Below are 21,240 nucleotides of genomic sequence, written 5' to 3'. Positions count from 1 at the left end.
TGTAAGCAACTGCGCATAGGAACTGGAGAGTTGTATTTTGTCGATGATGATGGTTATATATTTGAATTTGAAGATAACGATACAGTAATTCATTCAATTGATGACTGTTGTGCAGGTGATCACGCTGTCACGATCGATGAAAAATCAGTAGGTGTTCAGCGTCAGCGTTTTAATAAGTGCTTTTTTTTGACTACGTAATAATTTTTTCTACCTTGAGTGTTGTTCTGCAGAATTGGAGGACGTGACCGATTCGGATCTCGTCTTCGACCTCCGGGCCAAGCTCGACTCTCAGGGCTTCTACGATGACAACGAGGTGAACCGGGCGGTCAACGTAGTGGACCCAAGGTCCACCCAGAAGGATCTCGTCGCCGCCATAGCACCCGTGGCTGAACGCCTGCTCCTCCGCTGCAAGGATTTTCAAAAGGCCATCAAGGCGGCACGGGCCATCGAGGACCACAAGGCTGAAAAGGACGCCCTGGACGAGAAGAACGCCCTGGAGCTGTTCAAGCGGAACATGGGGGCCTTCAAGCGAGTCTATTCCTTCCTGTCCCAGATCTTCAACTACGAGAACACGGACATCGAGAAGCGCTCCATCTTCTATCGGCGTCTTCTGCCCCCGCTGGAGTTCGGACGGGAGCGGGACGAGGTCGCTTTGTCAGGGGTGGTGCTCACTCACCACGATCTCAAGAACAAAGGCAAGCGGGACTTGCCGGTTGGACTGGCGACCCCGACAAGCTGAAACCCATGACGGACCCAGGGAGCGGCGAGGTCCGGGACAAGCAAAAGGCACTCTTGGCCGTAATCATCTCCAAAGTGAACGAGCTGTTCGAGGGTGAGCTGACGGATAACGACAAGCTGATCTACGTGAACAACGTCATCAAGGGGAAGCTGATGGAGTCGGAGATCCTGGCCGAGTAGGCGGCGAACAACACCAAGGAACAGTTCGCCAATTCACCGGATCTGGCCAACGAGATTCTAAGCGCCATCATGAATGCCCTTGAGGCTCACGCGACCATGAGTAGGCAGGCGCTGGAGCAGGCATGGACTGCGGGATATCTTGTTGGATCATGCGGGTCTGTATAAGGTAATGCCTCGTCAGATGTTGGGGAACTCTTCGGCGAAGGAGCAAGCCTTGCGGTGTTGGGGCTTTCATTGAGAAAGGAGAACGAGAATGTTTGGTTTTTTTAAGAAGTTATTTGGTGGCGGTAATGATGCTGAAGGTTTGGTGGAAAGAGTGATGGAACGCTCTCAGAGATGGGTGGATGCCGGGGCGGAAATAGCCCAAGATTGTCTTCAAAATGGCCTGTCTAAAGGTGAGATCGTTCGTCTTTCTGAAATAGAAAATTTTATCAAGCAAAACTACCCGTATAATGAGTCTGTTGTCAAAAATGGATTTTTATTACAAATGAATTTTTATATGGATCAAAATATTGTAATCAATTTTATGGGTGAAGGAGGAGATTTCGTATTCGTACATAAAGATTTTGTTAATGAGATACTAAATATGAAGTAAGGTCCTAAGTCTAGAAATGCGTGCTGATTTGACGATGTCGCCCCTGGAGCTGGAAGCTGTTGATCAGGATTCAACTAAGGAAAGCCTCACAGCTTGGACAATGAAACAAGCAACGATTCCAGGCCCACCTTTACGAGTTCAAGAAGGCTCCTCTTGTGAAACGATAGGTTCCCGGTGATCTTGGGCACGAAGGCAACCCTAAGTTCAACTTAGATTTGCCGGATGGTTCTTGAGGCCCAAGCGAAAAAAATAAACAGAGGATCATGGATTGTTTGTGAAACATAGTTTGTGAAATATGAACTGCTTCCCTAGCTGGCCTCCCCTGTGACCCTGGCCAGTAGGTTCCTCACGCTGGACGCATGCCAGGCCCCGCCCCTTGCTGTGGTGATGCTCCTCCGGTTCAGTTCCTCGGCAATCTCCCGCAAGCTGGTAGCCCCGGCCTCCTGAATCTCTTTGACCACTCCGGCCAACTTCGAGGCCCGTTCATAGGCTCCCCGTTTGATGGCCTCAACTCCCATCTCATTTCCGTACTGGCGAAGATGAGCAGCTCCATTCGGACACCCCAACTTCACGCCTCGTTCCTTGGCGGCAGCAAGAGCTGCCTTGGTCCTAGCCGAGATGGCCTTCCGTTCTTCCTGGGCGACCAACGCCATGATGCCCACCGTAAGCTCGTTGGCGGTGGGCATGTCCGCAGCCACGAATTTCACGCCAGCCTCCTGAAGGCCGAGCAGGATGCGAGCATTGCGTGACAGGCGGTCCAGCTTGGCTATGACCAAGGTAGCGCCTGTGATCCGGCAGTGATCCAGAGCCTTGGCCAGTTTGAGTCTGTCGTTCTTCTTGCCGCTCTCGGTTTCCATGTACTCGGCCAGGAGTTCCCAGTTCCCGCCATTCAGGAAATCAAGGACGGCTTTCCTTTGGGCCTCAATCCCAAGCCCCGACTCCTCTTGCTTGGCGGTGGATACTCGCAGGTAAGAGACGAACTTCCCGCTGTGCTGAACCATGATCACTCTCCTTTTTGGTGCCGTTCATAATCTGCTTACGACCGTTAGGAGATTTTGTAATAGCCGGCAGTGATGTTCGTCAAGGCTGAAAGTCAGGCAGGCTAAAGTACTTCTGTTGAGGGTGATGAGACGGGGGGAAGAGCACGGCGGCCCCGCCCCGTCATGGGATGGTTGGGAACTGAGTCAATGTGAACGAGATCGTTAGATCTGCTCCCTTCGATTTGCAGCATTGGGTACGGGGGGAAGATGCATCGGTCTATGCACGATATCGGCTCTCACATTTTTCACCTCAAAACAGCCCGGTCTCCCTGATACTCAATCCTGTTGATCAAGAGATCCTTCCGGCGGTTCGCTGGTGAGGATGAACTGAAAGGCGTCAGCTTGAGCACGTACGTTCCTGCAGCTTTTTCTCGAAGAGTCTCTTGCTCAACGATTGCACGTTCTGCAATTCGTGCTGCAAATTTGAGGATCGCCTCGTCAGAATCATCCATCAAATCCTGGATCTTCTGTGGGGTAAAGTAGGCGCCAGTTTTTCTAATGGAGGGCAACACTTCGTGACAGATCCAGTCCACAAAACATTTGGCTTCTGGTTTTCGAGATCTAAAAATGAATCTGTACAACCCTGGTTCTGAAATGAGGGTCATGGACTTGCCGGGATGTAGACCGAGATCGGAGCGACTGACGAGTGCTTTTTCATCAGCATCCAATCGCATGTAGTGTTTCGCTGTTCCAGTAGTCAGCCCCAAGGCTTCAAGGAGGTCCGTGCCGACAAACCACCGATTGTCATGTTGATCAACAAAGGCTCTGACTTTCGTCCCGCAGAGATCACAGTCGGCAGGAACTGGAAGGGTATCTGTTAGTACTTTTGCTGTAAGGACGGTGCCAGGGTCATGAGTCACGCTTCTCACGGAGGAGGACTTGTCTTCCGATAGCGGGGACACAATCTCGGGGATGAGGACTTCGGATTCTGTATTGGTGGTTCTGATAGCGGTGGCATTATTCATGGTTGTCTGTCTTCTGTTTGGTGATGGGTGTTGAAGATGAACAGGACGCATGACTGCGCATCTGTCGAGAGCCACGATGGCTAAAGTACTTCGAGGACGGATTGACGGTGATCGAGCTTTATCGGTCCCTGAAGCTCTATACCGAGAGTATGTGGCCAGGGGTTGGTAAAGCGGAGCGAGGTGGACGTGAGTTGCTTCTGATGAAGGACGGCGTGAGAAGTCTCACACGACCTCAGATTTCAGCAGGTAGAACTTGGCACCCTTGCCGTATCCTGACGACACCGGGGTCACACCGAGTTCACCCAGTGCGATGGTCAGTGGGTGGTCAGTCAGCCGAAGTGCCGCCTTGAGGCTCTTGATCATCTTCGGTGACAGGCCGAGTTCTTTCCTGAGCGTTGACACCGTAGTCTGGCCAGGTAGCCGGTTGGTCATGAACTTCAGCAAGGCATCGTGGCTGGTGTTCTTACGGACCATGGCCTTCTTGCCGTCAGGATTGAAGGCCCAGTTCTTGACGAGGATGTGGGGCATTTCGTGCTGAATGGCGTCAAGAAGGCGGTCTCCACGTTTGCCGGCAGGCAGGACGATGAAGACGTCCGAAATTGGACAGTTGCCAGCTTCATCAATGACCCGACGACATTGGATGCGGTTGATGGCTTGGATGATGGATACCGTCACCTGTTTGCTCTGCAATTCATCTCTGACGTCAGAGTAGGACTTCCACTGGGGGTCGCGCATCCAGCCATTGTCCTGGAGTCCCTGTAGAGCAAAAAAGGCGTTGGTGGCCCAGACGTGGTCACGGTAGGGCAGCCCAAAGATGACTGCTGTGTCGTAGTTCTGCCAGTCGTTCCGACCGTCCACCGCTCCCCAGTGACCCACCGAGAAACTGTTGAATGCTGGTGAGTACTTAAGCGGCAGGTGTTCAATCTTTTGATGTACGCAGAGGAAGACATTCCGATCCGGGCCGAGGGGAGTCTCAAGTTCGGACAGTAAGCGAGGAATCCTGATCTGACCTTCCTTGATCATGGTACTTTTGCCTGTCCCGCCCGAGATACGTGACACGTGCAGGGTTACGTTCCTGTAGCTGCGTGTGTTGGCCGGAATGGGCTTGATGTCCGCCCGGTCCCCAAGAAGTTCCCAGAGGAAGTTCTGATTCGCTGTTGCATCCAGCACCACTGGAGCAGGAAGGTCGTCGGGGATCAATAGCCGGGAGGCATTGAAGGTGTGCTCGACTCCTTTCTTGGCGTAGTAGCCCCATGTGGAAAGGATGGCATCCACGCTTGCCAGGCAGTTGTCCACCATGTTGGCAATCCTCTGGCGCTCCATCGGCGCGTCTTTACGCAGAGCTTCAAGGTCATACCGCAGCCCAGTCATTGCCTGGCGAAGTGGCAGCATGGAGAGGCATTCTGGGAATCCGATCCGACCATCATGAATGCCTCGCCAGACAATGCGGGAATGGTGCTGATCATCTCCGTTATCTGAGGCGGACATCTCGGCGATGCGTTCCAGAACGTCTTGGACCATTTCGAGCCCTTCGACCTGGATCGGAAACCGTTTCCTCAGTTCTGGGGTGATGTACGACAGACACTGGCGGATAACCGAGGCCGTCACCTGATATTCATCGATCACGTTGCTCAGAGCCTCATCGATAACTGTTAAACCACGCTTGCCATGATCCCATTCGATCAGATCATGCCAGCGTGACCCGTCGTCCTTGCACAATCCACTCAAGGCCAGGACGTAGGCAGCATGGGTGATGATCAGGACGTCAGCCGTCCTCATCTCTTCTGGTGAGACCTTGCTCTCCGAATGCTTGGCAACAGCACACTCGAACCCGGCTAGACGGTCGATGGCCGCCCTCAGCTCATCGGCCTGCTCGATCATACGGGTGACAATGAGGATGCCATTCTGCTGCTCAGAATCGTGGTTGGCCTTGGCCGTGAGCGCCGCATACACTGACAGGCCCTGCGTCTTGCCTGTGCCGGTTGGAGGCTGGAGGACGGACCAGCGGGTTCCGTCGCTTTTGATGGCGGCATTGAAGGTCTTGGCCATGGTTTCCCAGAGGGCCGTCAGGGCGGGGCTCGGGACGTTGCCGAGGGTGTCCTGCCAGTGCACTGTCATGACACGGGCGAAATCTTCCGGGGTGATAGCTGTTGGGGCATTGATACCTTTGAGCATCTTGTGGAATCTCCTTTCGTAGAGGGTGGGTAAAGGTGTAGCTGAGATATGGGCCAGCCAGAAAATCCGCCGTACCCAAGAGTGCAACTTATTCAGAGCGTCCAAAGCTCTCACGGATCAGTTTCGAAAAATACGCTGTCTGGGGTACGGAGAGCTGAGGGCTATCAGGGATGGTTAAAGTGGAAATGCTGGTGCTCATGAAGCGGACAAGACTCTCCAAAAAGCACGAGTTATTCGGTATTTTCTGAACTCCAGAACTTTTTCCGTCCTACAAGCCGTGTTGATGGTGATGCGATCAACATCCCTGTATGACTGGGGGAAATTGCGCGTACATCCGCGCCCATCGTTGCAGGCTTGATCTTTTTGATTTCGAGAAAAGGCCGCCACAAGGACATCGCCATGTGAAAGGAATGAGATCACACAGGGATATCAAACTTGTGGCAGCCTTGAAGGGGGGATAGATGGTTTAGACTGACGTCTTCGCCGATCTGGATCTGGATTTACTGCCAGGGCGCTTGCCCATCCTGAAGGGGTATAGAGCGCAGTGGGCCAAGGTGCATTTTCTGATCTCGGCATCACTGCCGCAAGCGCAGTCGAGGCACTTGGCCCGGATGGCGAGCAGCGCAGAGTTCTTTTGGACAGCTTCTGCCGCTTTCACCTGCGCTTTTTGCATCGGATTATCCGGTGTTTTTTTAACGCCAGAATTTTTTCCGACCATTGGGGCAGGCTCATTTGTCCGCCTCATGTTACGCTCCCTTCATGGTCAGTATCCCACGGTTGTACAGTTTGGCGATTTCACGCTTGCCTGCATCGGTGACGTAGATGTCAGTTTTCCCGGTTGAGGGGTCGATCTTCTCCATGAAGTACTTGTCACGATACTTTGAGTACACACGATAACCGCTGCGCTGCCTGTAGAGGTAGCCAGCCCTCCAGAGATCCCATTTGGTCTGTCTGGAATTCGTGCCGTTGAGGCTCCGAGCGAACTGGTGAACCTTCATCATCTTGTCGGCTACTATAGCGTCATAGACGTCAGCCTTCGGGGCCATGATGGCGTTCTGCGCATGAAGCTTCTCGTTCTCCTTCATGGTGGTCAGAGCCAGCTCCATCGCCTCGATCATCGTCTGCGGCACAGCGAACTTGGGCATGTTGCCTCGAATATGCTGTTCCATCTTATCGAACTGATCGATGTACTTGCTCTTCCACTGGAGGGCCGCGTCTCCGGTGAAACCCATGGCCAACAGGGTGAAGCCCTTGCGATCCATCAGGTACATTCGGTAGCTCTGGCCGTTCTGCGAGTGGGTGTAGGAGGTCTCCCCAAAATTGGGGACACCCCTCTCGATCAGATTTTCGATGTCACGCAGGACATGATCATGACGTTTCCCGAAAACCTCGGCCACCTTGAGGGAGGTGGTCATGGGGACATCGTTGTGGTTGATGACGATGTTGGACAGGGTGGGGTTGTTTAAATCGGCAGTACGGGTGGAGGGGATCTGGGTAGTGGATTCGGACATGACTGGGAAATTACTGTTCATAACGATATGCTCCTGTTAGGCTAGGGTTTGCTTGCTCCTTGGGGTTGAACGAAAAGAACCCCTCCTCTCGTTCCGTCCGTCGCCCGGCGCTATTTGCACACCGAGGCGAAAGACGAAACGAAAGAAGGGGTTCAGCCAGCACGAGTAGGGAGCAGCTACGTCGTTATGGTATGGACTCAGAAATTTTGGCGAGGACCAAGACGCTTGGAAAGTCTCCGGCGATTTTCGCGGTTGTCTCTCCTTAGGTGGTCCATAATTGACAATATGCTGAATTTATACATCTTTATTGTTCGCGTTGTGTGCGCGAAAATTTGGGTGTCCCATGGCCGGGGTTACCGGCACTCAAAGATAGTTGCGCATGGGGAGGTAGGCTCCCGACATGAACACAGGGGAGGGGACAAGCACCGTGAGCGGCACTGTGCGTGGTGGTTGTTGTGATCGCTGACGGTTTGTTTCTCTCACATAGTGGTCCCTAATTGAAAACCCTTGCCAATCGGACGTTCCGAGGATGTATCAATTGGCCTGCCGGATTCTCTGACCGTTTTCCCCCTCTTTAAGTGGTCCCTAATTGCATCAGCTTAAAATTATAGTATTTTTTCCAGTCAGCTGCGAGAGGTCACACTTGGTCACCAACCCTGAATGATTAGCCCTCTCTGTGGGCTTGACCGCCAGAGTATCTTGGCGCAAAATTGTATTCAACGGTGGGTGCTTCGGGCTTGTTAAAACTGTCCCCAAGACTGTCCCACAAGAGGCTCAAGGTTGGAAGTAAAGTTGTGTAATTTCAAGCTGTTGCTGTTCAGAAAGCGGAATCCCTAACCCTCCGCCATTAGCACTTGATCCGCTGGAATCATAAAGATTTCGGCGGTTTTTTTATTTGGTTTTTCGTCCAAAGGTTAAAAAAGGCCCGGCTCCGCAGTCGGGTCTTTTTCTTGTTTTTTTGGATGGAGATGAAGCGCAACGCTCGACTTGAGTGTTGTTCCATCTTGTCGGTCTGGCTCGCGAGTTTTGGATTTGGGCTTGCAGGTACACGTTGCGGAGCGGCATTGTTTTCCGCTTGCGCTTGCTATAGTCGAAAAACTCTCGAACACCGACGACAAGGATGGCCATATTATGGATGTGACCCGGACAAAAATTCCCGGAGTGCTGCTTTTTGAGCCCAGGGTTTTTGGCGATCACCGCGGATTTTTTTGCGAGACCTACAGCCGGCGCCTGTTTGCCGCGCATGGTCTGGATGTCGATTTCGTGCAGGACAACGAGGCTTTTTCAGCTCAGGCCGGGGTGCTGCGCGGACTGCACTTTCAGGCTCCGCCCATGACCCAGGCAAAGCTGGTGCGGGTGGGGCGGGGTGCTGTCTTCGATGTGGTGGTCGACATGCGCAAGGGGTCGCCGACCTTTGGCCAATGGCAGGGCTTCACTCTCAGCGCCGCCAATTTCCTGCAGTTGTTCATTCCGGCCGGATTCGCCCATGGGTACATGACCCTGGAGCCCGATACGCAATTTCTCTACAAGGTCGACCAGTTTTACTCGCCTGAGCATGATGGCGGCATATCATGCCTCGACCCGAACCTGGGCATTGAATGGCCCGCTCTACCGCCGATCATGTCGGACAAGGATCTGCGATTGCCTTGTTTTGCGGATTTCGATTCTCCCTTCTCCATGTAGAGTGCTGGCTGATTGTCGAGCGAATTGGTAGGGTAATACCCGCGCCAGTCATGAATTTTCATGTATTGCGAGGGGGTTAGATTGCGTTGGAAGATCGTGATTTTTTTCATTATCTCTTGACACAGGACGACCCTCTTGAATACAGGTTGGCAATTATTCCGTGTCTGTTTTTTTCAAATTTCATCTCAACGCGGTAGGAGGAGAGGACTGTGGCAAAATGCAAAAGCTGCGTGGTGTTGCCATTCCTGGTCGGTTTGGTGGCATCGATCGTGCTTGGTTGGTGGGGCTTTCCTAAAGTCCTGTACAGTCAGAAGACCCAACCCATCCGGTTCGATCACGTCGTGCATGTGGAAGATCAGGCCATGGCATGTGAAGATTGTCATGCGTTTCGGGATGATGGCTCCTATGCCGGCATGCCCACCAACGCGAACTGTGTCGGATGCCATGAGGATGTTCAGGGGGAAGATCCTGATGAAGCTCGCTACGTGACCGAGTATGTGCAGCAGGAAAAGGAAGTTGAATGGCTGGGTTATCAGAAACAGCCCGACAACGTGTACTTCTCTCACATCGCGCACAAGGATCTTGACTGCACATCGTGTCATCCGGACGTGGCCAACATGAGCACCCCGCCTGTCTACTATGAAAACAGGCTTTCGGGCTACAGCAAGGACACCATGAAGATGTGGCAATGCGAAGAGTGCCATGCCCAAAGTGGCGCCAGCAACGCCTGTTTTGTCTGCCACAAATAAGAGAGGAGTGGATTTACGATGGGACTCGACAGAAGAAGCTTTATTTCTTTGGTGGCTGGCGGTGTAGCGGGCAGCCTCTTCACTCCCGTAATATGGAAAACCCTGGATGACGTGTCCATATGGACTCAGAATTGGTCCTGGATTCCCCGGTTGCAGTACGGCGAGGAACTGACGGTTCCTGCGCTGTGCAAGCTGGGCTCGGACGCATACGGCGTCAAGGTCAAGACCGTGGCCGGAAGGCCCGTCGCGGCCGAAGGCAATCCGGATCATCCCTTGAGCCTGGGCGGCATCTGTCCCCTGGGCGCGGCCAGCGTGCATCTGCTTTACAGCCCTTCCCGGGTCAAGAACCCCAAGCTCAAGGATGGCTCCTCTTTCAAGGACATCACTTGGGATGAAGCGGAAGAACTGCTTGCCGGCAAGATCAAGGAAGCCGGATCGAACATGGCCATGATCAGCGGTGACGAGACCGGTTCCGTCACGGACGTTCTGGCCGGTCTGGTCGGCAAGGCCGGTTCGGACAAATCTTTTTTCATGCCCGGGGAGAGCGCCCCGGCGGCGGCTGCCCTGGCCATGCTCGGCGGAGACGGTCAGGTCGGCTATGACATCGAGAATGCGAACTACGTGCTCCTGCTCGGTGCCGATGCGCTGGGTTCCTGGGGCAATGTGGCCCGTAACGGCAAGGCGTTTTCCGCCAGTCGCGAGAAGGGCGTCAAGTTCGTCTATGTCGGCCCTGTCCAGAACGGCACCAGCGCAGTAGCCGACAGCTGGGTTCCTTGCGCGGCGGGCACCGAGCCGGTTTTGGCCATGGGGCTTGCGGCGGTTATCGCCGGCACGAATCGTGACCGTTCATCCTGGCCCGGTTTTGCCTCTTTCGCAAAATTTGTGCAGACATCCTATCCGCTGGACAAGGTGGCCGAAATCACCGGTGTTTCAGCGGCGACCATCACTGGCCTGGCCCAGGAATTGGTCCGGGCCGGAAGGCCGCTGGTTCTGACGGCCGCCGAGGCCGGACAGGGCCTTGGCGCGTTTGAGCTTGCCGCAGGGATGAGCCTGAACATGCTCTTGCAGCGCGTCAACACTGTCGGCGGTGTGCGGATACTGCCCTGGGCGCCCAAAGTGGTCGAAGCTGCTGCCGACAAGAAGGCGATGCTCGCCAATGACCTTGTCGCTTATTTGAGCACCGTGGCAGACGGCGGCGCCGAAGCCCCTGCGCTGCTCATGGTCTATGGCGCCAACCCTGCCTATGCCCTGCCGAATCTGACCAAGGCGCAGGCCGCCATCGACAAGGCCGGTTTCGTGGTTTCCTTCAGTTCGTTCATGGATGAAACGGCGGCCATGGCTGATCTGATCATGCCTGACAGCTACGCCTTTGAACGCCTTGATGACGCCTATTCCCCGTATGGTTCGGGTCAGCCGAACTATACCGTGGTCGCACCCATCATCAAGCCGGTATTCGACACCAAGCCCGCAGGCGACGTTCTCCTGTCCGTGGCGGCCAAGGCCGATCTGGATCTGGGCTTTGAGTCTTTTGAAGACGTGGTCAAGGCCAAGGCCGAAGCGCTTGGCGCAGACTTCGACGAGATGGTCGAGGGCGCTGCCTGGATTTCGGAAGAGTATCCGGCCCAGGATCTGGCGTTGTGGACGACTCCGTTGCAGGAGGTGGCCGTGTCGGCCAAGGACGGCAAGACCCTGGCCCTCGCCCCTGCGTTGCGGCTCAAGATCGGCAGCGCCAAGATAGCCACTCCTCCTTTCAACACCAATGCCATCCGCTTCGATGAAATGCTCGGCAACGACATGTACGTGCTCGTCAACGCTGCCACGGCGAAGAACCTTGGGCTTAAAAAGGACGATGCCGTCAAACTCGCCAGTTCCAGTGGGGAGTGCAAGGCCCGAGTGCGCATTTTTGAAGGCGTGATGAATGATACCGTCGTGGCCCCCCTGGGTCTTGGCCATACTGCCTGGGATGCTTTTTCCAGAGGCAAGGGAGATAACGTCTACAAGCTGTTTGCTGCCGACACCGAAGCGGAGACTGGGATGTCCCGGTTCGCAACGGTGCGGGTCACTGTCAGCAAGGCGTAGCACTTCCTTAAGGCACCTGGAGAAAATAAGAGGATATTCACAATGCAAGCAAAAGAATTCAAAGTAAAATGGGGCATGCTTGTCGACCTTGACAAGTGCACCGGGTGCGGTGCCTGCACCGTGGCCTGCCGGGCGGAAAACAACCTTCCCCCCGAGGCCGACGCAGCCAACAAGCTGCGCACCAACGACTGGATGAACATATACGAGCTGTCCAACAAGAAGCCCTTTCCGGATCATGAGGTCGCCTACCTGCCCAGGCCCTGCATGCAGTGCGGTCACCCGTCCTGCTCCACGGTCTGCCCGGTTGTGGCCACCCTGAAGGATGAGGAAGGCGGCATCGTCAGCCAAGTGTATCCCCGTTGTATCGGTTGCCGGTACTGCATGGCGGCTTGTCCTTACCATGCACGCTACTTCAACTGGTTCGATCCGATCTGGCCCGAGGGCATGGAAAAGGTTCTGACTCCTTATGCATCGACCCGCCCGCGCGGCGTCGTCGAAAAATGCACTTTCTGCCACCACCGTTTCATGGCTGCCAAGGAACAGGCTCGCATGAACGGTGAGGACCCGACGGAACTGGCTGAAGACGCCTACATCCCGGCGTGCGCCGAAATTTGTCCGACGGGTGCGATCAAATTCGGGAACCTGAAAAATCCTGAGCATGAAGTCACCAAGATGGCCGCGAGCAAATACGCGTTTCGCCTGCTGGAGAAACTCGGCACCGACCCGCAGGTTTATTACTACTCCAAGCGGGAGTGGGTCCGCAAACTCGGGGACAACTACCTGAAGAATGAGAAGGGGGGCGAACATGTCTGATAGAGCATACTGGCCCGAAGGGGTGGAGCGTTGTTCTGTTGGGAAGTTCCTGGCCTGGTTGGGCGTGATCAGCATCTTCCTCGCTTGGGGCGGATACGGTGCGTTCAAGGTCCTGGGAACCGGTATCGGCGTGACGGGCCTGGACAACTATTTCGGGTTCGGCCTGTGGATCACCTTTGACTTGGCGGTCATCGCCTTGGGCGCCGGAGCCTTTTTCTCCGGATTTCTGCGCTACATAGTCCGTATCGACGAACTCAAGAACGTCATCAATCTGGCGGTCATCGTTGGCTTCCTTTGCTACTCCGGTGCGATGCTGATCCTTGTGCTCGACATCGGCCAGCCGCTCAGGGCCTGGTTTGGCTACTGGCATCCGAACGTTCACTCCATGCTGACGGAAGTCATCTTCTGCATCACCTGCTACTGCACGGTGCTGATCATCGAATATGTGCCGATCATCCTGGAAAACCGGAAGATCAACCAGAATCGGCTCTGCCACCACATTGCCCACAACTTCCACGTGTACATGCCGCTTTTCGCCGGCATCGGCACCTTCCTGTCCTTCTTCCACCAGGGTTCACTGGGCGGCATGTACGGCGTCCTTTTCGGCCGTCCGTTCGTGTTCCGCGAAGGTTTCTTCATCTGGCCCTGGACGTTCTTCCTGTTCATCTCTTCGGCCATTGCCGCCGGACCCGGCTTCACCATGCTGTGTGCCGCAATGATGGAAGGCATCACCGGCCGCAAGCTGGTCAGCTATGACACCAAGAAGCTTCTCGGAAAGATCTCCGGCCTGCTGCTGTGTGTCTACATCTTCTTCAAGATCATCGACACCTACGCCTGGGCCAAGGGTATCCTGCCCGGCATGGGGCTGACCTTCGACGAGATGTTCAGCAGCGAGCACGGGTACGGCAAGATTTTGCTGTGGCTCGAACTCTTCTGGTTCGGCGTGATTCCTGCCGCGCTGCTGGTCACTCCCGCCGTGCGCAATCGCCCGTGGCTCATGTACAGCGCTGCCATCATGGCCGCCATCGGCGTCACCATCAACCGCTTCGTCTTCACGGTGCAGGCTCTGGCCATTCCGGTCATGCCGTTCGACCGCTGGACCACATACATGCCCAACTGGGCGGAGTGGTCCACCTCGCTCATGATTGTCGCCTACGGATTTTTGGTCATGAGCATATCCTACCGCTATCTGCCGATCTTCCCTCAGGAAGTGAAGCTCAACAAGTAGAGACGATTGTTTCGAAAAAGAGGCCCTTCGGGGCCTTTTTTTTTGAGATGACAAATGCTTGGCATCTGTGTTCATTACTTCCTTGCTGTTCAAAATTCACAGTGGGAACATGGATCGGCGGACTTAACGGGAGGTTTCATGAAGGATACTGAAAACGGGCGGCAGTCCGCCATCGACGTCGCCAGGGCACTGGGACTCCTGCTTGTCTATTACGGACACTTCGTCGAGCAGATCATGTATCTGAAGAACCCTGCTGCCGCCGTGCATTACAAGTGGATCTATTCCTTCCACATGATCCTCTTTTTCATGCTGTCGGGATGGGTAAAGGGCGTGCGGCCCTGCGTGCCGCCCATTCGAAAATTCGTGCAATCGACCCTGGTCAGCCGGATTGTGCCCTATCTTTTTTTCAGCATCATGCTGGCGGCCATGTCGCTGGTATTTGCGGGCTGGTTCCCCATGCTCGATCTCTCCGGCGTGGATGGTTACTTCAAGGCCTCAGTATCCACTGCCATGGGCTTTCCCCTGTTCAATATTCCGCTCTGGTTTGTGGCCTGCCTGGTCAGCGTGGAGTGCCTGCATCGTCTTTTGCAACCCTACCTGGAGTCTGCAACACGAGTCATGGCGGTAGCAATTGCGTGTTATGCCAGCGGCTTTGCCCTCAATGAGCAATTTTTCTTTTTCGGCCAGAACATGAGCTTCTGGCTCATGCACGAAGTTCCTGTGGTCTATGCATTTTATCTCGTGGGCATGCTGCTTGGCAGGAGCGGGTTCCCTGGTCGCGTATCGGGTGCCACGGGAATTGCGATTTTCGTGGTGGCGCTGGCGGCCGTTCATTTCTCCTATGATCTCAATCAGGGCCCTTTCAGGTACCTGCAGGCCGTAATCATTCTGCTTTCAGGACATGGGCATTTTTTGTGGTTTCCTTTCACTGCGCTGGCGGGGACCGTCATGATCATGGCTTTGGGGCGGGTGTTGCAACACGTCTCGCTGCTTGCTTTTTTTGGGCGTAACGCCATCATATTGCTCGGCCTGAATGGGGTGTTCTATCATTTCATCAATCCCCCCGTGGCCGCTTGGAGCGTCGCCAACCTTTCCCCGGACGGCTGGAGCGTATTTTTCGTGAGCGCCCTGGTCACCATCGCGAGTTTCGGGCTGAGCCTTCCGGTCATTCACGGGCTCAATTTTGCCGTACCTCAACTGGTGGGCAAGCCGCGCACGGCCGGGCGTTTTTTTGGCCCGCTGGTCAGGGAGTAGGAGGCGGTGCTCTTGATCGCAAAGACGGGGATCGGGGGCGCCCAGGGCCCTGAAGACGGTCTGCGGCGTACGCTGCTGACGCTCAATGTCTTCGCGGCGCTGAAGATGACCCTCTTTCCCATGGCCATCATTACCCTGTTCTGGAAGGACCAGATCGGCCTGACCCTGACCGAGATCCTGACCCTTCAGGTGTTTTTCTCGCTGGCCAGCGTGATCATGGAGTATCCGTCCGGATACGTCAGTGACCGATTGGGCTATCGCTGGGCACTCATTGTGGCCTGCGTTTTTGGCATTGTTGGCTGGGGCTGGTATCTGTTCGCATCCACCTTCTGGAGCGTGCTGGTCGCGGAGCTGCTGCTGGGCGTCTCCTACGCATTCATCAGCGGTTCGGACACGGCGCTGCTTTTCGAGACCTTGCGCGCCGAGAACAGGGTGGACCTCTACACCCGTTGCGACGGGCGCATGGTCGGTTGGGCTCAGGGGGGAGAGGCCGCGGGCGCGCTCTTTGCCGGGCTCATGTACGCGCATTGGCAGCTTTTGCCCTTCGTGGCCCAGATCGGGATCTGGATTCTGGCCCTGGGATTGTGCCAGACCCTTAAGGAACCCAAGGCGGAAACCAGCGGGCCGGTGATTTCGCATCTGGCTGAAGCGCTGCGCGTTTGCAGGTTCGCCTTTCGGGAAAGCTCGGCTATCCGGGCGACCATCCTGAACGGGATGCTTCTGGGGCTGGCCTCTTTCTACATGGTTTGGCTCATTCAGCCCTATATGCAGGACTGCCAGGTCCCTGTGACATGGTTCGGACCGGCCTGGGCAGGGGCGAATCTGGTTGTGGCCCTGGCTGCCGCGAACAGCCATCGGGTCGAAGGCAAGATCGGCGTTTCAGGCATGCAGGCGCTTTTCTTCGCGCTGATCGTCGTAGCGTATCTTGGACTTGGAATCACCACGGCCGTGTGGGGATTTTTGTTCTACTATCTGCTTACGGCCATGCGCGGACTGCAGGGTCCGCTCATGCGCTCGCGGTTGCAGGCCCTCAGCAGCCGGGCGAACCGGGCCAGCATCCTGTCTCTGCACAGCCTGGCCTTCCGTACCGGTTTCGTGGTCACGGGTCCGCTTGTGGGCCTGCTTGCCGACAGCCATGGCCTGTCCACGACCTTCCTTCTTCTGGCCGGATTTTTTGCGCTGGCACTTCCCGTGGTTGCGCTCAATTTTTTGCGCCATAACCGCGCGCATTCATTGAGTTGAATTCGTCTTCCACACAGTTGAGGCACCCCTGTGGAAAAGGTTTTGGTTGATCCCGATGCCGCGATATCCTAATACTCCACCTGTTCTGCGAAACTACTTCAGGAACAAGGGAACCCGGTGCGAGTCCGGGGCGGTCCCGCCACTGTAACCCCGATTTCGCGCGCCTAAAGCCGATCCCTCAAGGGAGACGCCGCGCGCGAGGGGCGAGCCAGAAAACCTGCCTGAAGCAATTCTCTTAACCCTCTGCACGCGGATGCAGGGCGTTGAGTTGTTCAGAAAAACGTCATCACAACTTCGAGCAAACATGACTGACACGATTCCTTCGTGGGAACGCGTGCGCGGTATGGTGCCGGTGAGTCTCTGCGACTGGCCGGGTAAAATCACGTGCGTGCTTTTTGCCGGCGGCTGCAATCTGCGCTGTCCGACCTGCCACAATGCGTCCCTGGCCTGGAAATGGACCTCGCTGCCGAGTCTCGACCGGGAAATTGTTCTGTCCGACCTGCGCCGCCGCAAGCGCTGGCTGGACGGAATCACCCTGTCGGGGGGAGAGCCGACCTGCCTGGCTGACCTGGACGGGCTGCTCGCGGATCTGGCCTCGACCGGCCTGCCGGTCAAGCTCGATTCCAACGGCTCCGCGCCTGATGCCCTTGAGCGGGTGCTTGAGTCCGGCCTTGCTCAGGCCGTGGCCGTGGACGTCAAGGGGCCCTGGTCCATGTATCCGGAGCTGACCGGACAGGCCCTGGCGGCCGATGCGGCCCGCGATGCGCTGAGAGAGGTCTTCGACCTGGCTCGCGCGTATCCCGGACGTGTCTATTTTCGCTGCACCAAGGTGCCGAGCCTGACGCCCGATGATCTGGAGACGACCCGGGCCCAGATGCCGCAAGGCCTGCCCTTGCATTTCCAGGAATTTGTGCCTCCTCGAAGCAATGACGATTTTTCCTGATTCTCAATTCGACCGAACTTTATTGGAGTATTCATGCCTCAGCAGATTGTGAAACGTGATGGCCGTGTTGAATCCTGGTCTGTGGACCGGATAGCCCAGGCAATTTTGAAATCCCTCAACGCCAGTGGCATCAAGGATCCCATCCTGGCCAAGCGTCTGGCCGGAAAGGTCGAGTCCAAACTTGAGGCCGAGGCCATGCCCGAGCAGGAGCTGGTTCAGGACACCGTCGAGCAGGTGCTCATGGAGTCCAGACTTTATCAGGTCGCACGGCGCTACATCGTGTACCGCGAGAAGCGTCGCGCGATTCGCAGCCAGACCGAGACTTTCCTGGACGTGACCGAGACCATCGACAGCTATCTGGACAAGTCCGACTGGCGTGTCAGCGAAAACGCCAACATGTCCCATTCCTTTCAGGGCCTGATGCTGCATTTGTCCGGTTCCGTGCAGGCCCGGTATTCCCTGGAGAAATATCCAGAGGAAGTCCGGCAGGCTCACGAGCACGGCTATTTTCACATCCATGACCTTTCTTTCGGCCTGGCCGGATATTGCGCCGGCTGGTCCCTGCGCGACCTTTTGCTCGAGGGCTTCAACCTTGAAGGGCGCTGTTCGTCCGGTCCGCCCAAGCATTTTGACGCGGCCCTTGGACAGATGGTCAATTTTCTTGGAACGCTACAGAACGAATGGGCCGGTGCGCAGGCCTTCAACAACGTGGACACGTATCTGGCTCCGCTGGTCCGCCATGACAGCCTCACCTACGAGGAAGTCAAGCAGGCCATGCAGAAGTTCGTGTTCAACCTGAACACAACCTCGCGCTGGGGCGGACAGAGCCCCTTCACCAACCTGACCTTCGATCTGGCTCCGCCTGCGCACATTGCTTCGGAGGCCGTCATCATCGGCGGCAAGCTGCAGGACAGCACCTACGGCGAGTATGCGGTCGAAATGGAGATGATCAACCGGGCCTTCCTTGAGGTCATGCTGGTCGGCGACTATCATGGGCGGATTTTTTCCTTCCCCATCCCGACCTACAACATCACTCCGGATTTTCCCTGGGAGACGGAGGTCGGCGAGCTGCTGCTAAAGCTTACGGCCAAATACGGCGTTCCGTATTTTCAGAACTTCATCAATTCGGACCTCAAACCCGAGGACGTGCGTTCCATGTGCTGCCGTCTGCAGATGGACCTGCGCGAGCTGCGCAAGCGTACCGGCGGTCTTTTTGGCGCAGGGGATCTGACAGGCTCCATCGGTGTGGTGACCCTCAACCTGCCCAAGCTGGCCTATCTGGCCCAGGGCGAGGAAGACTTTCTGGACCTGGTGGGCGAGTATGCCTCCCTGGCCAAGGATTCCCTTGAGTTCAAGCGCAAGATGGTCACGGACAACATGGACAAGGGCATGTTTCCCTTTTCCAGCCGCTACCTCAAAAACGGCTTTCGCAGCCATTTCAGCACCATCGGCATCCTGGGCGGCCACGAAGCCTGCCTGAATCTGCTCGGCAAGGGCATCGATACCGAGGCTGGGACAAGGCTCATGGTCCGTACCCTGGACCATCTGCGGGAGATCACGGTGCGCTTTCAGGAGGAGACGGGCAGCCTCTACAACCTCGAAGCCACTCCGGCCGAGGGGACCAGCTACCGCTTGGCCAAGATTGACAAGAAGCTTTATGCGGACATCCAGGCCTCCGGAAACGGGGTGCCCTACTACACCAACTCGACCCTGCTCCCCGTGGGGCATACCACGGACATCTTCTCCGCCCTGGAGCATCAGAACCGGCTGCAGCCCTTGTACACCGGAGGCACTGTTTTTCACAGCTTCCTGGGCGAATCCGTGCCGGACACCAAAGCCCTGAAGAACTATCTGGTGCGCGCCCTGACCGAGACCAAGATTCCCTACGTGTCCATTACGCCGACCTTTTCGATCTGCAAGGACCACGGCTATCTGACAGGTGAGCAGATCACCTGCCCGCACTGCGGCCAGGAGACGGAAGTGTACACCCGCGTGGTGGGCTACTACCGTCCGGTCAAGATGTGGAACCGCGGAAAACAGGAAGAGTACAAGGATCGGGTGGAATATTCCCAGGCCTCCTGTTTCGGGCAATAAGGGAGCGACTTCAACGCGAAAACGGCCGGACTGCAATGCAATCCGGCCGTTTTCGCGTTTTTTGGCGTGGGAGTTTCTATTTTCCGGACGCAGATCTGCGCAGCCCGTTCAAGACGCCGAGCGCCGAGCGCAATCCCCCGGCCAGACTCGTGATCGCGGTGGAAATGATCGGCTTCGGGCGCTGGATTTTTTGGGAATGCAAAAACAATGTGATTTCACGCATGGCGTACCTCTGTATTCAGAAATATGGTAATTTTTACGAACTTTGTATTGAAACGAAAGCTAGCTAGGCGCGAAAAGTCTGCTCGTCAAGCAAAATGGTGACGATTGTTATGACGAGGCAGTCTTTTTTTTGTGCTGGTTTTGGGCGGGTCAGGAGGCGGGCAGCAGGACGGCCTGGGTGGCCGGATCCCAGTCTGCGGTGGCCGGCATGGCCAGTGAGGCGCGGAAGCGTGCCAGGGCGGCCTTGGACCTCTTGCCCCAGATGCCGTCGATCCTGCCTTTGTAGAGCCCCTGGGCGGCCAGGGCTTGCTGCACGCGCTTGGCGTCGGCCTTTGTCTTGAGATTCAGGAGAACGGCGGGGAGAGCCGGAGCGGCGGGGGCAGGGGCAGCGGCCGCAAGCAGTTCGCGGATCTCGTCCGTCACGCGCAGGCGACAACTGGCGGTGGCGAGGACGGCGTGGTCCGCAGGCTGAATCAGGCGTGCTGAGATGCGCAGGCCTCCATCGGCCATGGCATAGGTTCCGGTCAGTATCGTGTGCATACCGGTGGTGCCCCCTGCCTGGTCGGGGGCCATGGACAGGGCCGTTTCGCCCTGTTCCTTCAATGAATAGGGCGAAGGCATGAACACGCGGGTATCCGCCAGACGGTATCCATGACGTGTGAGCGCGTTGCCCATCTCTTCCGCCAGAATTCGGCCCAGTGGGGACGTGTTCTTGACGTCATGCAGGTCGGCGAAGGGAGCTGCCATGATCAAGCCTGCACGGTCCAGGCGGATCTGCAGATTGGCGACCAGACTCTCGGCCAGGGAGTCGCACAGCATGTCGATGCGCGAAGCTCCGCATTGCGTCTGTCCTGAGACGGGGAGGACGCAAAGGAGAAGAGCCAGAAAGAATGCTGATCGCATCATCAGTTCACCAGGGAATAGCGTTTGAGTTCCACGCCGCCCTGCGGCGTCTGCAGCTGATAGTGGGCCCAGTCGGGGCTGCTTACGTAGAAAATGCTCGAGTCGCGGTAGAGGTACGCGCCCTGATGGACGAGGGCCGAATTGATCTGGACTTCCGAATCCGGAGTGGGCGCGTCAAAATATCCGCTCTCCTCACCCACTTCCGGTACGGGCTCGTAAAGCCCGGCGCTGTTCTTGCGCTGCCTGAAGCCCGGATCCGGGGCGTTTCGCAAACCCTTGCGTGTCGTGTCCAGGACGCGCCTGTGCCTGACAAGGCCCAGGTTGACTTCCAGCACTGCGGCCCCTTCGGGGGCAAAGGAAACGGGGACGCCGTAGTCGATGAGGTGGGTCAACAGCGCTTCCCTGTAGGCCTTGGCGAAGGGAGTGGTGCCAAGGGGTGCGACATACACGCGAACGTCTTCTCCAGGGAAGAAATGATCAAGAGCCTTGCCGCAGTTCTGTGCGACCTTGTCCGCCAGCTGGTCCCAATGGGCCATGGCCTGCATTTTGGGTTGGGTGCTGAGCAGGTAGCCGCTTGGGATGGGTGCCTGGGCAGTGACAAGCTGGGATGACTGGTCGGAATTGACGCTGACCGAAGAGCAGCCGGTCAAAAGTCCGAGGGTAATCAGTGTGAGCAGGGCTGCGATGCGCATGGCGTGGTCCTTGATTTTGGTTTTTTCCATGATCAGATTATCGGCCACGGGCTGGAAAACTTAAGCCGGTTTGGGGAAATGTTGGCACGCGGCATGCTTTGCATTCAGCGGTAGGCATTTTTCTCCCGGAGGAT

The 21,240-nt window shown here is 56.2% G+C and carries 18 protein-coding genes, 1 pseudogene and 1 riboswitch; of the genes and pseudogenes, 12 read left to right on the top strand and 7 right to left on the bottom strand.

The features are described 5' to 3' along the window. Positions 1-514: 514 nt before the first annotated feature. A pseudogene (locus CVU60_11460) lies at positions 515-1,090 on the top strand (type I restriction endonuclease subunit R). 81 nt (positions 1,091-1,171) lie between these two features. Then, positions 1,172-1,513, top strand: a complete 342-nt coding sequence (locus CVU60_11455) for a hypothetical protein (protein PKN41349.1) — start codon at positions 1,172-1,174, stop codon at positions 1,511-1,513. A 308-nt stretch (positions 1,514-1,821) separates the two neighbouring features. On the opposite strand, the gene CVU60_11450 is transcribed toward CVU60_11455, so the two are convergent. From CVU60_11450 to CVU60_11430, 5 genes are all read right to left on the bottom strand, one after another. Next, positions 1,822-2,514, bottom strand: coding sequence for a resolvase (locus CVU60_11450; GenBank protein PKN41348.1), 693 nt, complete (start codon positions 2,512-2,514; stop codon positions 1,822-1,824). A gap of 284 nt (positions 2,515-2,798) precedes the next feature. After that, positions 2,799-3,569, bottom strand: coding sequence for a hypothetical protein (locus CVU60_11445; protein PKN41347.1), 771 nt, complete (start codon positions 3,567-3,569; stop codon positions 2,799-2,801). 171 nt (positions 3,570-3,740) lie between these two features. Beyond that, positions 3,741-5,693, bottom strand: a complete 1,953-nt coding sequence (locus CVU60_11440; protein ID PKN41346.1) for a hypothetical protein — start codon at positions 5,691-5,693, stop codon at positions 3,741-3,743. A 466-nt stretch (positions 5,694-6,159) separates the two neighbouring features. Further along, entirely contained in the window at positions 6,160-6,438 is a 279-nt protein-coding gene (locus CVU60_11435; protein ID PKN41345.1) for a hypothetical protein, read from the bottom strand. 1 nt (position 6,439) lies between these two features. Next, a complete protein-coding gene (locus CVU60_11430) occupies positions 6,440-7,204 on the bottom strand; it encodes a transcriptional regulator (protein PKN41344.1) in 765 nt (254 codons plus the stop codon). A gap of 1,131 nt (positions 7,205-8,335) precedes the next feature. On the opposite strand from CVU60_11430, the gene rfbC reads away from it, so the two are divergent. From rfbC to CVU60_11380, 10 genes are all read left to right on the top strand, one after another. Then, entirely contained in the window at positions 8,336-8,887 is a 552-nt protein-coding gene (gene rfbC / locus CVU60_11425) for a dTDP-4-dehydrorhamnose 3,5-epimerase (GenBank protein ID PKN41343.1), read from the top strand. A gap of 209 nt (positions 8,888-9,096) precedes the next feature. Next, positions 9,097-9,636 (top strand): cytochrome C, encoded by a 540-nt coding sequence (locus CVU60_11420; protein ID PKN41342.1) that lies wholly within the window; start codon positions 9,097-9,099, stop codon positions 9,634-9,636. Between the two features lie 18 nt (positions 9,637-9,654). Further along, positions 9,655-11,715 (top strand): molybdopterin oxidoreductase, encoded by a 2,061-nt coding sequence (locus tag CVU60_11415; GenBank protein ID PKN41341.1) that lies wholly within the window; start codon positions 9,655-9,657, stop codon positions 11,713-11,715. A gap of 42 nt (positions 11,716-11,757) precedes the next feature. Then, positions 11,758-12,528, top strand: coding sequence for a molybdopterin oxidoreductase (locus tag CVU60_11410; GenBank protein PKN41340.1), 771 nt, complete (start codon positions 11,758-11,760; stop codon positions 12,526-12,528). Then, a complete protein-coding gene (locus tag CVU60_11405; GenBank protein PKN41339.1) occupies positions 12,521-13,756 on the top strand; it encodes a molybdopterin oxidoreductase in 1,236 nt (411 codons plus the stop codon). The genes CVU60_11410 and CVU60_11405 overlap by 8 nt, the downstream gene beginning before the upstream one ends. A 54-nt stretch (positions 13,757-13,810) precedes the next feature. Next, positions 13,811-15,010 (top strand): hypothetical protein, encoded by a 1,200-nt coding sequence (locus CVU60_11400; GenBank protein ID PKN41338.1) that lies wholly within the window; start codon positions 13,811-13,813, stop codon positions 15,008-15,010. Between the two features lie 12 nt (positions 15,011-15,022). After that, complete coding sequence (locus tag CVU60_11395; protein PKN41337.1) at positions 15,023-16,252, top strand: MFS transporter; 1,230 nt, start codon at positions 15,023-15,025, stop codon at positions 16,250-16,252. Positions 16,253-16,315: 63 nt separating this feature from the next. Next, a riboswitch (cobalamin riboswitch) is annotated at positions 16,316-16,492 on the top strand. A gap of 64 nt (positions 16,493-16,556) precedes the next feature. Further along, entirely contained in the window at positions 16,557-17,195 is a 639-nt protein-coding gene (locus CVU60_11390; protein ID PKN41336.1) for an anaerobic ribonucleoside-triphosphate reductase activating protein, read from the top strand. Between the two features lie 33 nt (positions 17,196-17,228). Beyond that, positions 17,229-19,289, top strand: coding sequence for a ribonucleoside triphosphate reductase (locus tag CVU60_11385; protein PKN41335.1), 2,061 nt, complete (start codon positions 17,229-17,231; stop codon positions 19,287-19,289). A 35-nt stretch (positions 19,290-19,324) separates the two neighbouring features. Beyond that, positions 19,325-19,579 (top strand): hypothetical protein, encoded by a 255-nt coding sequence (locus CVU60_11380; GenBank protein PKN41334.1) that lies wholly within the window; start codon positions 19,325-19,327, stop codon positions 19,577-19,579. An 82-nt stretch (positions 19,580-19,661) separates the two neighbouring features. On the opposite strand, the gene CVU60_11375 is transcribed toward CVU60_11380, so the two are convergent. Together CVU60_11375 and CVU60_11370 are read right to left on the bottom strand one after the other, a co-directional pair. Further along, a complete protein-coding gene (locus tag CVU60_11375) occupies positions 19,662-20,417 on the bottom strand; it encodes a hypothetical protein (GenBank protein ID PKN41333.1) in 756 nt (251 codons plus the stop codon). Further along, the gene (locus CVU60_11370) at positions 20,417-21,154 is read right to left on the bottom strand and encodes a hypothetical protein (GenBank protein ID PKN41332.1); all 738 of its coding nucleotides are present in this window, start codon (positions 21,152-21,154) and stop codon (positions 20,417-20,419) included. The genes CVU60_11375 and CVU60_11370 overlap by 1 nt, the downstream gene beginning before the upstream one ends. Between the last annotated feature and the right edge of the window lie 86 nt (positions 21,155-21,240).

Source organism: Deltaproteobacteria bacterium HGW-Deltaproteobacteria-18, from assembly GCA_002841885.1.
In the GTDB taxonomy this organism is placed as follows: domain Bacteria; phylum Desulfobacterota; class Desulfovibrionia; order Desulfovibrionales; family Desulfomicrobiaceae; genus Desulfomicrobium.
This window is presented reverse-complemented; position numbering and strand designations above follow the sequence as displayed.

Bases quoted from the DNA above. Each gene is read 5' to 3' on its own strand.
- CVU60_11445 (PKN41347.1), bottom strand. From the start codon at position 3,569: ATGCGTCCTGTTCATCTTCAACACCCATCACCAAACAGAAGACAGACA.
- CVU60_11375 (PKN41333.1), bottom strand. From the start codon at position 20,417: ATGATGCGATCAGCATTCTTTCTGGCTCTTCTCCTTTGCGTCCTCCCC.
- CVU60_11455 (PKN41349.1), top strand. From the start codon at position 1,172: ATGTTTGGTTTTTTTAAGAAGTTATTTGGTGGCGGTAATGATGCTGAA.
- CVU60_11430 (PKN41344.1), bottom strand. From the start codon at position 7,204: ATGTCCGAATCCACTACCCAGATCCCCTCCACCCGTACTGCCGATTTA.
- CVU60_11385 (PKN41335.1), top strand. From the start codon at position 17,229: ATGCCTCAGCAGATTGTGAAACGTGATGGCCGTGTTGAATCCTGGTCT.
- CVU60_11405 (PKN41339.1), top strand. From the start codon at position 12,521: ATGTCTGATAGAGCATACTGGCCCGAAGGGGTGGAGCGTTGTTCTGTT.
- CVU60_11400 (PKN41338.1), top strand. From the start codon at position 13,811: ATGCTTGGCATCTGTGTTCATTACTTCCTTGCTGTTCAAAATTCACAG.
- CVU60_11410 (PKN41340.1), top strand. From the start codon at position 11,758: ATGCAAGCAAAAGAATTCAAAGTAAAATGGGGCATGCTTGTCGACCTT.
- CVU60_11390 (PKN41336.1), top strand. From the start codon at position 16,557: ATGACTGACACGATTCCTTCGTGGGAACGCGTGCGCGGTATGGTGCCG.
- rfbC (PKN41343.1), top strand. From the start codon at position 8,336: ATGGATGTGACCCGGACAAAAATTCCCGGAGTGCTGCTTTTTGAGCCC.
- CVU60_11415 (PKN41341.1), top strand. From the start codon at position 9,655: ATGGGACTCGACAGAAGAAGCTTTATTTCTTTGGTGGCTGGCGGTGTA.
- CVU60_11440 (PKN41346.1), bottom strand. From the start codon at position 5,693: ATGCTCAAAGGTATCAATGCCCCAACAGCTATCACCCCGGAAGATTTC.
- CVU60_11435 (PKN41345.1), bottom strand. From the start codon at position 6,438: ATGAGGCGGACAAATGAGCCTGCCCCAATGGTCGGAAAAAATTCTGGC.
- CVU60_11450 (PKN41348.1), bottom strand. From the start codon at position 2,514: ATGGTTCAGCACAGCGGGAAGTTCGTCTCTTACCTGCGAGTATCCACC.
- CVU60_11380 (PKN41334.1), top strand. From the start codon at position 19,325: ATGCAATCCGGCCGTTTTCGCGTTTTTTGGCGTGGGAGTTTCTATTTT.